Origin of the sequence: Flavobacterium sp. LAR06 (genome assembly GCF_041946075.1) — a bacterium.
Classification (GTDB): Bacteria; Bacteroidota; Bacteroidia; order Flavobacteriales; family Flavobacteriaceae; genus Flavobacterium.
Genome location: NZ_JAUTYT010000014.1, coordinates 13,185 through 27,402 on the forward strand (window position 1 = coordinate 13,185; position 14,218 = coordinate 27,402).

The following is a 14,218-nucleotide window of genomic DNA, read 5'->3' on the forward strand; positions in this document are numbered from 1 at the left end:
TGTTACATACGCGGATGTGACTTTTAGGCATACAGTCCTATTTTCAAAACGCACAGAAATTCAGTTGTAAATTTGATTATTTATAATCTTTTTCATTCGAGCTAATAAGAGCAGTTAAATTGATACATTTCTAGAATGGAAATGTTAATGCATAGGAATTTTCAAAAGGGATTTATTATTATTATTTGTTTTAAGTTTAGAAGAGTCCACTCCTGATTGAGGTTGGATTTGTTTTTCTGGAACAAATGTTTTATCCTTGATTATCTCAACCTTTTCAATTGGTTTATTATCTTTTATATATTTAAAATTAATGTAATCAGAAGTTGTAAAAAGAACAGCTAAAAAAACAATTAATGTTGAAATCCATAATATAATATATAGATCTCTCCTTTTATTTAGAAACTTGATTTCATCATTATATTCGCTATCATTTTTAAGAATAATATCAATATCCTCTTTTAAAAGCAAGTCTAAACTTCTATCTTTTATATTAATATATTTTTGATTTATTCTACCTTTTTCAAGTGATAAAATCCAAACAGAAAACAATAAAAAAAGAAATGATAATGTTAATAGTCCTAGAGCCATAATTGTTGCTTCTTTATTGATTAATGAAGTAACATCATTTTTAGTATAAACTTTTAAAACAAAGATTGTAAGATAAAATGAAATGAAAACAAAAATTGATTTTTGGAAATTATTATAAAAAATTTCTAATGAAGAATTAACCTTATTTGAAACTTGCTCAATTTGTTCATGTATTTTATTTCTAGCTTCGATATATTTGGAAATATTACCTTTTATATATGTGTTATTTGCAGATAAAATTGAGTTAAATGTATTATCATCGATTTTAAGACTCCCACTCTTTAAATAAATAGAGAGTATATTCCTAGCTATACCAATTTTATCCTCTATTTTATTCTTTTCTGAATATATCCATAAAAATATCTTTTCATAAATTTCTATTGAATCAATATTAATATCGTCAAAAATCAAGTCGTATTCAATAGTTTTAAATCCACTAATTTTTAACTTAATTTCGTTTTGAGAAATCTCTGACCTATCAAAAATATAAATTAGAATAAAAATCAGGTACACCTTATTAATCCAATGTATTATTTCATCATCTTTATTAAAATCACCTATATTAAAGTTATTAGGAGTGAATTTAAAGTCAGAGAAATTAGTAAAATGACATTGATTACTTATTTTTTCGATACAATCTACTTCAGTTTTCAATTCTAGATTATATCCAATATAATTGGATGAAAATTTATAATCTCGTTTATGATTGTAAATAATAAAACCATTCAGGAACTTGCTATTAAAAATTTTTAGGACTTCATTTAGTCCTGTATTTTTAATGTTTTCTATAAATTTAACTTGATTAAAGACATATATATTATTAGTCTTTTTGAAAACTTGAAAAGTTAAATTTAATTCTTCAATCCCATCTATATCATCTACATCTATTTTAATAAATCTATTTTGATTAATAGAATAATTTAATTCTACTATTTCTAAACTCCATTCATATCCAAAAGAATTAAATTGAGAATTAAATTTATCATATGAACTTTGAGTAAAATCTGATATTTTTTCAATACTAGGAAATGCGATAAATTTTAACTCGTAAATACTAAAGTTATCAAGTATATATGAGGTACTTTTTACGGGGAAAAAATCAAGAATTTGTAGATTCATTTTTTCAGTAAAGCTTTTAATGTTTCGTAACCTTCTGTAGAAAGTATTTTTATATATTTAGCACCATGTTCTTCAACAGGTTCTATTATATTTTTAAGATCTTCTACATAATCATTTATATTTAAATAAAGATTATTTGATAATTTTATATGAGTCTTAATCCTTTTATTAATATCTTTCTTAGAAATAGTAAATTGAGTATCAAATCCTTTTGAATCTGGCAATGCTACAATTCTATTAATAATTTTATCCTTTGGAAAGTCTATACTAATAGGAGTATACTTTGTAAAAACATCATCTACCATAGTAGTAAAATTAAAATCTTCTCTACTTCGATAGTGACCTATCAAGGCATTCCTAACAATTAAATAGTCAGCATAATACTTAGTTTTATATGCTGTTAAAACCTTATCTATTTCATGTAAAGATGTTTCCGTATTTTTATCATCGGTATTTAATTGATTTAACTCTAAAAAGTCATCCCACCAATATTTACTATTATTTTTGTCATTCAGATAAATATGTCCAGTATCTAAAAACAGCAAGAATGACTTAAAAACCTTCTTTTTAGTATTTAAACCATTGTTTTTATCAAAACTAAGTTCATTTAAATACTCATCATGTTCAACTTTACAAATCAATACTTTACTAATTCCTTCTTGAACAAAATGCAAATGCAATAAGCTTCCTTTTTGTATATTGACGGATAAGTTTTTTAATTTTAATTGAGCATGTGCATGTACCTCTTTTTCTAATAATCTTTCAGCATTGTGCAAAAGAATTTTTTCTACTTCTACATCATCTTTAACAAGTTTATCTAATGATGATTTAACTTGAGTTTCACCATTCTTAAACCGATACATTCTTTTATTAGGACTGTCTAGAATTTCATCAACAAGATTATTTACATATTCAATAATAGTCTCCTTCTTAATGTCAATTTCAATTTTTTCAGCAGTATTTTTTGTTATGTCAATTTTGTGTAGACTTAGCTTTCTAATATCCATTTATTTAAATTTTAAATGATTAATTTTTTCTCTTACTAGCTGATAGTTTTTCTTGCATCAAGTTCCTCTTCAGAAACATCCAGTATCATGCTTATTCTTTCAGGCATGTTTTCTTAAATTTTAAATTCTTGATGAACAATGTAAATTCAAACTTTTCTTAAATTTTAAAACTTGATGAAACTTTTAATGAGAAAAAGGCTTCACTAACAAATATATCAATTATTTAACACACTTAACAGGTATAAACACCTGTTCTGTTAATTAAAAAAAATCTTATAAAATTTTTTTGTTACTCTATATGTTATGCATCCCCATTCTACCTCAAAGTACCCCGTAGGGGTTCTAAACAACTTACAAATACCCCAACCTGTTTGTAGAGAAAATAAAAAAATTGTTCCTATAATATATTATTCTACTATGCACACAATGCACTTTTATGGTCAGTATGATAAGTAAATTCATATCACATATGATTTTAGATCTATTTCTATACTATGTCAACTATCCACTCAAGAGCACTATGTTAATTTTGATAGATACCTCAGATTCCATTCAAGTGTTATATTTAATATAAACAACTCATTAAATACCCACACTTATTCTGAGTAATGACGAATTTATTGCTCCTGATATTAATCATTTTTTTCATACATATAAAATTCAAGTTGAGAGCTGTAATTTTTTGTAGGCGAATTGATGTTTTAACTCAGGGTATTTTCAACTCAAAAAATCAAAAACATGGTAAGAATTGTAAACTATCAAAAAAGACAAACAGAGGAAGGGAAATCATTCTTTGTATTAGAAATCCAAAGTGGGATTGAAATGGTATTAAGTACTAAAACAGGACAATACTATGCGACAGCTAAGAAAGCAAATATTTCTTCAACATTTGATGAAGAAACTTGTAAAGCGTTATTAGGGACAGAGATGCCAGGGAATATTACCAAAATTGATTCTGATCCTTACGAATACACAATTAGAGATACGGGAGAAATTATCATGTTAACTCATAGATATGCGTATCAGCCAGAGTTAAATAGTTCTATTCCCACTAATTCCAAAAGAGAGTCATTTGAAAGTGACTTTGCTACTAAAATAGAAACATTTTCTAGAAATGGTCATTTAGCTGAAATGTCAATTTAATTAATTCAAAAAGTGTTAGTTCGTGTATTGTATGTCTTTACAAGTTCTGACACTTTTATTATTATGGAAGTAGCAGAAATAAAAGTTTCCTATTCAAATACAAACCTTGAAAGGATAAAAGTAACAAATAGCCAAATTTTGTATAATCTGGTTTTGAAGCAGTGGGATTTAGATCTAATAGAATTCCAAGAAGAAGTAAAAATTGTACTTCTTAATAGAGCTAATATTGTCTTAGGACTTTATGAAATGTCAAAAGGAGGGACGTCAGGAACTGTTGTAGATATTAAAATAATTCTTGGTATAGCATTAAAATGTAATGCCTCGAGTATTGTAATTGTACATAATCATCCAAGTGGGAGTTTAGAGCCCAGTGAGCCTGATAAATCAATTACAAAAAAGCTTAAAGAAGCTTGTAAATTATTAGACTTAAACCTCCTAGACCATTTAATTATTACAACAAAAGGGTATTATAGCTTTAGTGATAATATAATATTATAAGATCTAGTTCCTTTGCGAAATGTTAAGGTCTTACTATAAAGTAAAAGTGTATGCGTGTTATTACTTGATTGTATTTAATATAAAAATGCACTTTTTACTTTTATTCAATACATATATAGATAGCTAAATTTTATTCGCTACTAGAACTGAGTCTCATTAGTTCTTCTATTGTAATTTCAAGACCTTCACATACCTCTAATAAATAAATGTAAGTAGGATTTATTGCTCCTCTCTCCAATCGTGCAATTGATTCTCTGTCTTTATCAATATTATGTGCAAGTTGAGCTTGAGTTAATCCTTTGGATTCTCTTATTTCTTTAATCTTCTTGCCAAATTTTTGAAGTGTCTGCTCTTTATCCATTAGTCAAAATTTGACCTTTGGACTGAATTTTAGAGGAACGGATACGTTACGTATTTAATTAATTCGTATCTATGTACTCTAAATTAATGAATTATAAACCTGAAATAAATTATAAGTAAATCTAATATGAAAAAGATTATAGTGCTTTTACTAATGATTAAATCATTTACCTCAATTGGTCAGAATCAATATTCTTCAAGTTATCATCTTGAAGATGAAAAAAATGTTAATGCCTCAACTTCAATATTTTTTGATTGGGACACAAAATCTATTAGACATACAAATGGATTCAATATATCTAATTATCCATTAAAGCTGAGAGATGTTAAAGATGATTCTGAAATAAAGGTTATCATTTTGGAGCCAGATGTTAACCCCACCAATTATAATAGTGGGGTTTTTAAAAGTTATGGTTTTAGAGGATTTCAATTATACATTGGAAATGGATTAAACGATTTTAGAGGACTAGTTGAGATAATTACATATCCTAATTCCCAGAAAGTTAAAATTATTAAATACAAACCTTAAACTAATTAAAATGAAAAAAACTCTACAATTATCAATCTTACTTCTATTTTATATGCTTGTAGCAAGTTGTAATAGTGATGAAAATTCTGCAAGTGTAAGTAAGGAAGAAGAAAAGCTTGTTGGAACATGGGAAGTTACAAGTACGGGAAGTAGAAATTTAACTACAGGTGTAGAAACAATAAAGCTAAACAGTAATGCTTGTAAAAATAGCTACACCTTTAATGATGACAAAACAATCAATTATAAAAATTATTTTGATTGTTCAGATATGGATGAAGAAGATGGTACTTGGAGTTTGGTAAATGGTTTATTAACCCGAACATTTCCTAAAGGTGTAACTGTTGTAATGAAAGATAATATTACTTTCATGAGTGGCTATAAAATTAAATTATTTAAAGAAGGAGATAATTCTAATTTTACAATTTACGAGAAGAAGTCAGGAACAACTATTGTAAATACTAGCTATAAAGTCGAGGTAGGAGGTATATTAAAAACTAATTCGTGTGGTGCTTCAACAAATTCTTATTCTGTAAAGATGGAATATCTTTCAGATGACAATATTAAAAGTAGCCTAAATTTCAACGGTAGTGCTAAGGAGACAATTCTAAAGAATGAAAATCTGTCTGGTAAGATAATTGGAGTACATATAAAACTTTTGAACTTTAATTCAGCAGATTCTGCAAGTGGTAGTAGTACTGGAATTGCAAATTTGAGTTTAAAAATAATAGGGAATCAGTCAAATGAGACCTTATTTAGTAATTCTAATTTAGGAAGTCTGTTTATATGCCATGATACAATTTATGAAGCGTTATTCTTGTATAATACAAAAGATGGAACATTTACACCAACATTTAAATCTCACGGATTTTAATGTACACTAAAGATCTAGGAATTAAGAATAAAAAAAGGGCTTAGTTAAAAGCCCTTTTTTTAGTACGAAATGATTTTATCTTTTAATTATAACTTCAAAATACTGCTTGCTATTTGATTTGTCAATTTTTGTTATATGACCTCTAGAACTTGCCCATATTTTTAACCATTTTGTAAATTGATTCGAAGACAATAGAATAAAATCAGGCTTATACTTTTCTTTGAAACTATTAAATAACTCTCTTTTATCTATTTTACAATCATTTGTTATTTCTTCATCCATAAACTCAATAAATTTAGGGTCAGTGTCATTTTTTAGTTTATTATCTGCAAGATTAATTGAGTCTGCTTTCACTAATCCATGTTTCAAAAATTCTTTACAACAGAATAGCATAAAGGAATCAAATCTTGTCCATTCCATTTCGTCCCAATCATCAAATAGTCTGTGACCAAAATCTTCAAATGGTGTAAGATGAGGACCATAATATGATGATACTTCAAATTCTACTTTTCTTCTTTCCTCTGAAAAGCCTCTTACACCAGAAACCATGTAATTTGAACTAATTAATATTTTTGGAGATTCTGAAAAGGATATAACTTCCTCATTTTTAAACTTTTTTTCAAAAGAAAAATCTCCTGTTATAATAGCAAATAGACTCTCGAAATCAAAACCTTTTTTTATGTCATCTATGAAAATCATTTTATGATGCTTTTCTAACCCACTAAATGGAAAGTTTTTATTAAAATTCTTACCCTCTTTGAAATAATATGGAATGATCTTTCCTATACCTCTAGCTAGTAATGATTTTCCTTTACCTCCTTTTGCTTCCTCTTGTTCCATATCCATATCTTCATCTAATAAAATAATGGCAGGACTATTTGTCGGATCCTTATAAGAATGAAGCATGTAACCAATTATGCTTCTTAAGCTTTTAAATCTGTTGGAATCAAGTCCAGATAGTTTATTAACAAAGGATGCAAATTCGGATTTTTTATATTCAGAAGTGGGACTAAATACTCTATCAACAACTTGATCTTTCCATATATATCCTTCATATTCGTTATATGGAGTTATTGAATGAGCTGTACTTGAAATTTTCACCACTCCATTCTTATAAAAAAATTGAGCCTCATTCGAATTTCCGTTACTAAATTTTATTTCTATTCCTTTTAAACTTTTAATCAAAGAACTAGATGCATAATCTTTTTTTAAGAACTCTTCGAATACTATTTGATGATTTAGCGTTTCAAGATAAGTTCTTACTTCATCAGCTAATCTGTAATCTTCTACAATTTCAACAATAGAATTTTCATTTACTTTGACTAATTCATACTTTCCACTTTTTAATATTAATTTTCTATAGCCCAAATTTTCCCAAAAATTTAACAATTTAGCTTTTTCAATTATCACTTTTATATTTCCATTATTGGGAGCAATCTTATAGAAGCTCCCATTGATATTTTCTACTATCATTTTTTTTTCTTTAAATTCAACATTACAATTTCTTTTACTTCATCTAGACTAGACTCTCTGTTTTTTAAGATCCATTGGTCTAATTCAGATCTCCTGAAAAAAATTAATTTTCCAGTGGGTTTGTAGTGGGGGATTAGTTTTCCACTAGTTAATTTATAGAGATAGGACCTGCTAACTTGCAGGTAGGTCATAGCCTCATCCATATTTAATATATCTCTTGTGGATAGGCTTAAAGACTCTATTTGGTCTTTCAGACTTTTGATTTCTTGAAGAATTTGTTCCTCCATTTTCGTTTAATTTTGATTATAAACAGGTTCTTCCTGTTATCCGATGCAAAATTGAGAGGATACGAAATGGTTAAATAAAATGGAAAGTGGTTCTGAAGTGGTTATTGTGGTTGTAAAAAAAGAAAAAGTGGTTATACCACTTTTCTATTGAATTATCTTAGTTCATTTTTGATTATTTCTGGAATAAACAATTTGCCATTATGGGTGACTTTATCCTTATTTCCAAATTTTCGTTTTAAGGTTGATAATTCCCACTCATCAAAGTCTGAAAATATTTGCTTTATTAATGAAATAAAATCTGGACGGATTAAGCTCGTTGTATAAAGTTTTTTATGAAGAACCCAGAAAGTAAATCTTAATAGGTTTTTTGAAATGTTTAAAGTTTGTAATTTTTGAATATCTTCAGGAAGAATGTTGTTTTCAACGTAGAAACTGATGTAACCAATCATTAATTCATATTCTTGATCGGACATGATTTTTTGATCTTTCTCATTTTGTGTTTTTAAGTAACTTAAAACTGAAGAAATGATTTGGTTTTTATCTTGTATTATAGCATTGTCTGTATCAGTTTTTAAACAAGACAAATCAAGGTGTATTTTTTTAGGGCTTTCTGTTAAAAACTTATTGTTTATATAATTTGCAACTCCTAACAAAGGCTTTAGTAATACTGGAAATGAGTTTATGTTTTCTTTACCACTATTAACTATATACTGTAATTGTATTTGCTGAAGGAGTAAAAAGTTGATATAATCTTGATTTGCTTTAACCATTTCTGTGACTGCATCACTGATTAATACTTTTGTATTGTTTAGTTCATTAAGTAAATCATTAGTTAATTGCTTTTCAAATTTAGATTCGACTTCAAAAGTTTCTGAATCATTGTAATCAAAATATTTTACAATACCGGTGGTTTTGTCAACATCTGTGATATGATAACCTGAAACATGAACTAAATCATGAATAAATTCCGCAAGCGATATTTTTAAACCGCTACCTACTATATATGATTCAAAATAGCCTAATGGATTTTCTTTTGTGCTTTGCATTTATCAAAAGTAATCAAATTGCTAAAATTATAATAGTAGAGATATTTTAAATTTGTTGTACCTATGTTGTACCCGTAGAAAAAACAAAAGCACCTATATTTCTATAAGTGCTTAATAATGAAAAGTGGAGAATACCGGATTCGAACCGGTCACCTCTTGCCTGCCAGGCAAGCGCTCTAGCCAAATGAGCTAATCCCCCAAAGCGTTAGCAAATAAAGTCAATTAATTTTCAAAAAACAAATTTCAAAAGGCTTCGGGTGAAATTATTTTTCAAAACCGTAACTTTACGTTCAAAACTATTTTTATGAGTGCAGAAATTCAAAACGGTTCTTTACAAACTACTTTTAATAATGCCGTTGCGACGGTGCAATTTGGTCATCCGGCGAGTAATTCTTTTCCGCGTGAATTGTTGAATCGCTTAACTGTTGAAATTAATTCGCTGAGCCGTAATGAAGCGGTTTCGGTTATTGTTTTGCAAAGCGAAGGTTCGAAAGCATTTTGTTCCGGGGCTTCGTTTGATGAACTTTTGCAAGTGGAAAATGAAGAACAGGGAACAGAATTTTTCTCTGGTTTTGCACATTTATTAAACGCCATGCGCAATTGCTCTAAAATAATTGTGGGTCGGGTTCAGGGAAAAGCGGTTGGCGGTGGTGTCGGTATTATTGCGACTTGTGATTATGTTTTGGCTACGACTGAAAGTGCTATAAAATTATCTGAATTGGCAATCGGAATTGGTCCGTTTGTAATTGAACCGGCTGTTTCGCGTAAAATTGGTAAAACGGCTATGACTGAAATGACGTTGGCAGCAACAGATTGGAAATCGGCGGCATGGGCTTTGGAGAAAGGACTTTATGCGTCGCTACATAACGCGGATGAATTGGATGCTGCAGTGGAGAATTTTGCTCAAAAACTGAGTTCATATAATCCGGAAGCTTTATTCGAAATGAAGAAAATCATCTGGGAAGGAACCGAACAGTGGGAATCGATATTAATTGAGCGTGCTGCAATTACGGGGAAATTGGTTTTGTCTGACTTCGCGAAAGAGGCTTTGAGGCAATTTAAGAAGTAAGAAAAGGGAAATTCCAATATTTTTAAATTGCTTCGCCTGTTCGCTATCGCTCGATTCCAAATTCCAATAAAGACACAATACTATTGGAATTTTGGATTTTTCTTTATTTGGAATTTATTATTTAAACGGTTATTAATTCGTAAATTTGCAACCTAAAATTCAAATCGATGAGTAATATCAGAATTACAAAACAATTTAACTTCGAAACCGGACATGCATTATACGGTTACGACGGAAAATGCAAGAACGTTCACGGACATAGTTATAAATTATCGGTAACGGTTATTGGTTCGCCAATTACAGATCGATCGAATGTGAAATTCGGAATGGTAATTGATTTTTCGGATCTAAAGAAAATTGTAAAAGAAGAAATCGTCGATCAGTTTGATCATGCAACTGTTTTTAACGAAACGACTCCGCATATCGAATTGGCAAATGAATTGAAAAACCGCGGACATCACGTAATTTTGGTAGATTACCAACCAACAAGTGAAAACATGGTGGTAGATTTCGCAGAAAGAATCGTCGCAAGACTTCCTGCCGGAATAACATTATTCTCTCTTAAACTTCAGGAAACAGAATCGTCATTTGCAGAATGGTATGCTTCTGACAATTAATTAGTCGAAAGTCCAAAGTTTTCCAACAGAAATCTAAGAAGTCTAAAAATCTAAGAAGTCTCACAATCTAAAAATCTAAATGAAAAAAATATATTTCGCTTCTGATCAGCATTTTGGTGCTCCGACTCCTGAGTTGAGTTTACCGCGTGAAAAGAAATTTGTCGCCTGGTTAGATGAGGTAAAGGAAGATGCAGAAGCTATTTTTTTATTGGGTGATTTGTTTGATTTTTGGTTCGAATATAAAACCGTTGTACCAAAAGGATTTGTGCGTATTTTAGGCAAACTGGCAGAGATTCGCGACAGCGGAATTCCGATTTATTTCTTCGTTGGAAATCATGATTTATGGATGAATGATTATTTTGAAACCGAATTGAATATTCCGGTTTATCATGATAATAAGGAATTTACTTTTAACGGTCAAACCTTTTTAATTGGCCACGGCGACGGAAAAGGTCCTGGAGATAAAGGCTATAAACGAATGAAAAAGGTATTTACGAATCCGTTTTCAAAATGGCTTTTTCGCTGGTTACATCCTGATGTTGGCGTTAGTTTAGCGCAATATTTATCGGTTAAAAACAAACTGATTTCGGGGGATGAAGATGTGAAATTTTTAGGGGAAGAAAACGAATGGCTGGTTTTATACGCCAAACGTAAACTCGAAACGAAACATTACAATTACTTTATTTTCGGCCATCGCCATTTACCAATGATTATTCCGGTTGGAGAAGAATCCAAATATGTGAATTTGGGCGACTGGATTGGTTATTTTACTTACGGTGTTTTTGATGGTGAGACTTTTGAATTGAAAAAATTCGAAAAATAAACCTTTATTTGGCCGGATAGATTCCGATTTTGTGTGTTCTTAAAATATAATTCGATAGCTGTTTGCTATCAGATAGCTGAAATTTAATCGCACCCGATGATTTTTTCGGCATATGACATTCTACACAATTATTAGCCAATAAACTTCCAGACATTTTTTTAAGTGTTTTATCTGAATGTTTTATACCGTTTTGGTGGCAACTCATGCAAATTTTAGAATAAGAAGCTAAGTTTTTTGAAGCATTTTCGTGTGGATTATGACACGTAATACAATCCATTTTTTCGTTGTTGATAAAACATTTACTTTGCGCCATTAAACGAAATTGATTTCCGTGAACGTCAAATGTAGCCGTATCGGTTACACTTCTTGTGCTTCTGTAAAAGTCTGAAAGATTATTACCTGGTTTAAAATCAAAACGCGATTTCAATTTCATTCCGTCATTTCCGGCGTGACATAAGGCACAGGCATCTAATTTTTGTTGTCTGTTTAAGTTTTTTAAACGGGTAATGCTGTTGGCAACTTTTACGTTTGGATTTTTAAGGTGAAATTCGGCGTGTTGTTTGGCCGGGCCATGGCAACGTTCACAATCAATTCCATAAACAATAGTTTTAGGATCAATTATATCTTCAACATCCATTGACATGAAATTTCTTTCAGTAGAATTTTGCTCAACAGTACGACTGCTGGCATTTGAAGCATGGCACGCATAACAATCTTTAACTACCATTCGGTCAAAGTAAGGTTTGTCAGCTGGGAATCCCGGACTTGTGGCCCAGCCTTTTATAGAATGGTAATAAGAAATGGGTAGTTCGTACGTATTCTTGTTTCGCCAATAAACAGAGGTTTGAGCATGTTTCGTTCCAAAAACGATATCAAAACGATGTGCTTCAACTTCTTTTCCGTTTTTATACAAAACCTGATAGAGGCTGTCGTTGCGTTTTTCTATGACTAATTTGGTGTTTTTATCGTAGATGAAAGTATGATTTCCTTTGTCGAAATCACCTAAAACATTTTCTAAAGAGGCTGGTGCTGTTGCTTTGAAATGCGAACTTTTTAAAGCCATGTCATATTGGGTCTGATGACATTGAATACAACTTTCAGAACCGGCATAATCGGTTCCGCGAGGATCAATATATTCATCAGATTTGTTCGTGCAGTTGGATAAGAAAACCGCTAAAACAGTAATGGCAAAAAGAATGCTTAATTTTTTCATTACCGTAAATATACTTTTTTTTGAAGAAAACCAAAATATATTTCAATTATGAAGGAATGCTGTTAAAATATTTAGAATGTTCATTAATTCATCCCAACTCCGTAAACATATTCATCAAGCTCAATTCGGAATAAAGAGCCTTCAACTAAATCTTTAATCGATTTTAATTCTTTTATAGAAACGGCTAAATCAATTTGAGCACAAGGCGTTTTGAGTAGAAATTTATGACAGGAGTTTTTCAGTTCGCAGGCTTCACAACAAGCGTTTTCAATCATGCTGTCTTCGATTAAATCGCAAAAGTAATTCAGTTCCTGAACCGTAAAATAGAATCCGGTTTCTTTGAATACCAATTGTACTTTGTCTGTAATGGTTTCGTTTTCCTTTTTCCAATAAAAGGCAATTCCAAAATTGTTGTGGTATAATTGTTCTATTTCTCTCATTGCAATCCTTTATTTCAACAAATATAAATATTATTTATATTAATTCTAAATAGAAACTCATAAAATTTGGAAAAAATGTTTGACCATATAAGGCATATTATAAATTTTAAGTTTGGCGAAATGAACCTACATGACTTATATGGTGGGATGAAAAATTATTGGCACATAGTGTTGAGGTAGAAGGTAAGGCTTTGATCGCTTTTGTACCAGGTGTTCATGTTTCTTTCTCTGGAAAAACTGGTTTGAGTTGGTGCTACCGCAGTTGAAATAGCGAAGAATTTGCTTTTTTCATCCTTTTTCACACTCTCAATCCATTGAATGGTTACGGCAATTTCTCCCATTTCTTTATCGAGATAAATATCATAGGGTTTCAAATCCAAAGTATACAATCCTCGAAATCCATCTTTTACTTCAAAGAGAATGTCTTTTTCGACAATAATTTTTGATGGTAAATCATTTTCTACTTTGTAGAAGTTTAATCTGAATTTGACCAATTTAAAGTCATTTACCGTAATGTTGAAATTGAAATCATTGACTTTACAGTCTTTTTTGATTTTGAATTGCATTCCTTTTTCCCTGCTTAACCGGTCATCAATGGTTTTATCCATTGCGTAGAAAAAATTAGCATGCATTAGAGCAAGACCTTTTGCGCTTCGGCCAAATTGTTTTGATCTTGGCTTTTTGAATTGTACGACCACTTCTTTTAAAGTGTTTTCAGAAGGTTCCAGAATTATTTTATTATGGTCTGATTTCAGTTGACTGACCAGTAATTTTTCAGTCTCAAAACCAATATGCGAAAAAACAATCGTATCGTTTGGTATGACTTTGTTGTTCAATTTTAAATTAAAATTTCCTTTTGCGTCTGATATCGTTCCGGCATTTTTATTTGAAATACCGATATTGACATAATCTAAATTTGAATTGTTTTTGGAATCTTTTATTTCCCCGGAAATTGAATTTTCCTGAGCCGTTATTCCAAAAGTAAGCAAGAAGAACAGAAGAGTAATGTTATATTTCATTTACAATTAATTTTCTTATAAAGAAATGAAATAAGTTGATGGTTTAAAATCAATTTATTCTAAGTTTAACATTTCCAGATATTTGAATTTTTTAAGCATAAATAAAATGATTTCAT

General features: G+C 29.9%; 16 protein-coding genes and 1 tRNA gene. 7 read left to right on the forward strand and 10 right to left on the reverse strand.

From position 1 onward, the window contains the following. Window positions 1-144 precede the first annotated feature (144 nt). Together Q7C23_RS18710 and Q7C23_RS18715 are read right to left on the reverse strand one after the other, a co-directional pair. Window positions 145-1,707: a hypothetical protein gene (locus tag Q7C23_RS18710; RefSeq protein WP_375033927.1), complete on the reverse strand. Its 1,563-nt coding sequence runs from the start codon at window positions 1,705-1,707 to the stop codon at window positions 145-147. Continuing rightward, the gene (locus tag Q7C23_RS18715; protein ID WP_375033928.1) at window positions 1,704-2,714 is read right to left on the reverse strand and encodes a hypothetical protein; all 1,011 of its coding nucleotides are present in this window, start codon (window positions 2,712-2,714) and stop codon (window positions 1,704-1,706) included. Before Q7C23_RS18715 ends, Q7C23_RS18710 begins: the two co-directional genes overlap by 4 nt. A gap of 738 nt (window positions 2,715-3,452) precedes the next feature. Between Q7C23_RS18715 and Q7C23_RS18720 the strand changes: the two genes are divergently transcribed. Next, window positions 3,453-3,857, forward strand: a complete 405-nt coding sequence (locus Q7C23_RS18720; protein ID WP_375033929.1) for a hypothetical protein — start codon at window positions 3,453-3,455, stop codon at window positions 3,855-3,857. A gap of 63 nt (window positions 3,858-3,920) precedes the next feature. Then, window positions 3,921-4,355 carry a JAB domain-containing protein gene (locus Q7C23_RS18725; RefSeq protein ID WP_375033930.1) on the forward strand — a complete coding sequence of 145 codons (435 nt, stop codon included), beginning with the start codon at window positions 3,921-3,923 and terminating at the stop codon, window positions 4,353-4,355. 130 nt (window positions 4,356-4,485) lie between these two features. On the opposite strand, the gene Q7C23_RS18730 is transcribed toward Q7C23_RS18725, so the two are convergent. Continuing rightward, window positions 4,486-4,716 carry a helix-turn-helix domain-containing protein gene (locus Q7C23_RS18730; protein ID WP_375033931.1) on the reverse strand — a complete coding sequence of 77 codons (231 nt, stop codon included), beginning with the start codon at window positions 4,714-4,716 and terminating at the stop codon, window positions 4,486-4,488. A gap of 126 nt (window positions 4,717-4,842) precedes the next feature. On the opposite strand from Q7C23_RS18730, the gene Q7C23_RS18735 reads away from it, so the two are divergent. Further along, a complete protein-coding gene (locus tag Q7C23_RS18735) occupies window positions 4,843-5,244 on the forward strand; it encodes a hypothetical protein (protein WP_375033932.1) in 402 nt (133 codons plus the stop codon). Between the two features lie 10 nt (window positions 5,245-5,254). After that, the gene (locus Q7C23_RS18740; protein ID WP_375033933.1) at window positions 5,255-6,115 is read left to right on the forward strand and encodes a DUF5004 domain-containing protein; all 861 of its coding nucleotides are present in this window, start codon (window positions 5,255-5,257) and stop codon (window positions 6,113-6,115) included. 75 nt (window positions 6,116-6,190) lie between these two features. On the opposite strand, the gene Q7C23_RS18745 is transcribed toward Q7C23_RS18740, so the two are convergent. From Q7C23_RS18745 to Q7C23_RS18760, 4 genes are all read right to left on the reverse strand, one after another. Beyond that, window positions 6,191-7,588, reverse strand: coding sequence for a primase-helicase family protein (locus tag Q7C23_RS18745; protein WP_375033934.1), 1,398 nt, complete (start codon window positions 7,586-7,588; stop codon window positions 6,191-6,193). Beyond that, window positions 7,585-7,875, reverse strand: a complete 291-nt coding sequence (locus tag Q7C23_RS18750) for a helix-turn-helix transcriptional regulator (RefSeq protein ID WP_375033935.1) — start codon at window positions 7,873-7,875, stop codon at window positions 7,585-7,587. Before Q7C23_RS18750 ends, Q7C23_RS18745 begins: the two co-directional genes overlap by 4 nt. A 152-nt stretch (window positions 7,876-8,027) precedes the next feature. Further along, window positions 8,028-8,921, reverse strand: coding sequence for a hypothetical protein (locus Q7C23_RS18755; RefSeq protein WP_375033936.1), 894 nt, complete (start codon window positions 8,919-8,921; stop codon window positions 8,028-8,030). Window positions 8,922-9,046: 125 nt separating this feature from the next. Beyond that, window positions 9,047-9,120: transfer RNA gene (locus Q7C23_RS18760), tRNA-Ala, on the reverse strand. A 105-nt stretch (window positions 9,121-9,225) separates the two neighbouring features. Here Q7C23_RS18760 and Q7C23_RS18765 point away from each other — a divergent pair. The 3 genes from Q7C23_RS18765 (at window position 9,226) to Q7C23_RS18775 (ending at window position 11,430) form a co-directional block, all read left to right on the forward strand. Further along, window positions 9,226-9,990: an enoyl-CoA hydratase/isomerase family protein gene (locus Q7C23_RS18765; RefSeq protein ID WP_375033937.1), complete on the forward strand. Its 765-nt coding sequence runs from the start codon at window positions 9,226-9,228 to the stop codon at window positions 9,988-9,990. A 167-nt stretch (window positions 9,991-10,157) separates the two neighbouring features. Next, a complete protein-coding gene (locus tag Q7C23_RS18770; protein ID WP_375033938.1) occupies window positions 10,158-10,607 on the forward strand; it encodes a 6-pyruvoyl tetrahydropterin synthase family protein in 450 nt (149 codons plus the stop codon). A 79-nt stretch (window positions 10,608-10,686) separates the two neighbouring features. After that, the gene (locus tag Q7C23_RS18775; protein ID WP_375033939.1) at window positions 10,687-11,430 is read left to right on the forward strand and encodes a UDP-2,3-diacylglucosamine diphosphatase; all 744 of its coding nucleotides are present in this window, start codon (window positions 10,687-10,689) and stop codon (window positions 11,428-11,430) included. A 4-nt stretch (window positions 11,431-11,434) separates the two neighbouring features. On the opposite strand, the gene Q7C23_RS18780 is transcribed toward Q7C23_RS18775, so the two are convergent. From Q7C23_RS18780 to Q7C23_RS18790, 3 genes are all read right to left on the reverse strand, one after another. Then, the gene (locus Q7C23_RS18780) at window positions 11,435-12,643 is read right to left on the reverse strand and encodes a cytochrome c3 family protein (RefSeq protein ID WP_375033940.1); all 1,209 of its coding nucleotides are present in this window, start codon (window positions 12,641-12,643) and stop codon (window positions 11,435-11,437) included. Between the two features lie 83 nt (window positions 12,644-12,726). Then, a complete protein-coding gene (locus Q7C23_RS18785) occupies window positions 12,727-13,083 on the reverse strand; it encodes a hypothetical protein (RefSeq protein ID WP_056187127.1) in 357 nt (118 codons plus the stop codon). A gap of 155 nt (window positions 13,084-13,238) precedes the next feature. Continuing rightward, the gene (locus tag Q7C23_RS18790; protein WP_375033941.1) at window positions 13,239-14,102 is read right to left on the reverse strand and encodes a carboxypeptidase-like regulatory domain-containing protein; all 864 of its coding nucleotides are present in this window, start codon (window positions 14,100-14,102) and stop codon (window positions 13,239-13,241) included. Window positions 14,103-14,218: the final 116 nt, after the last annotated feature.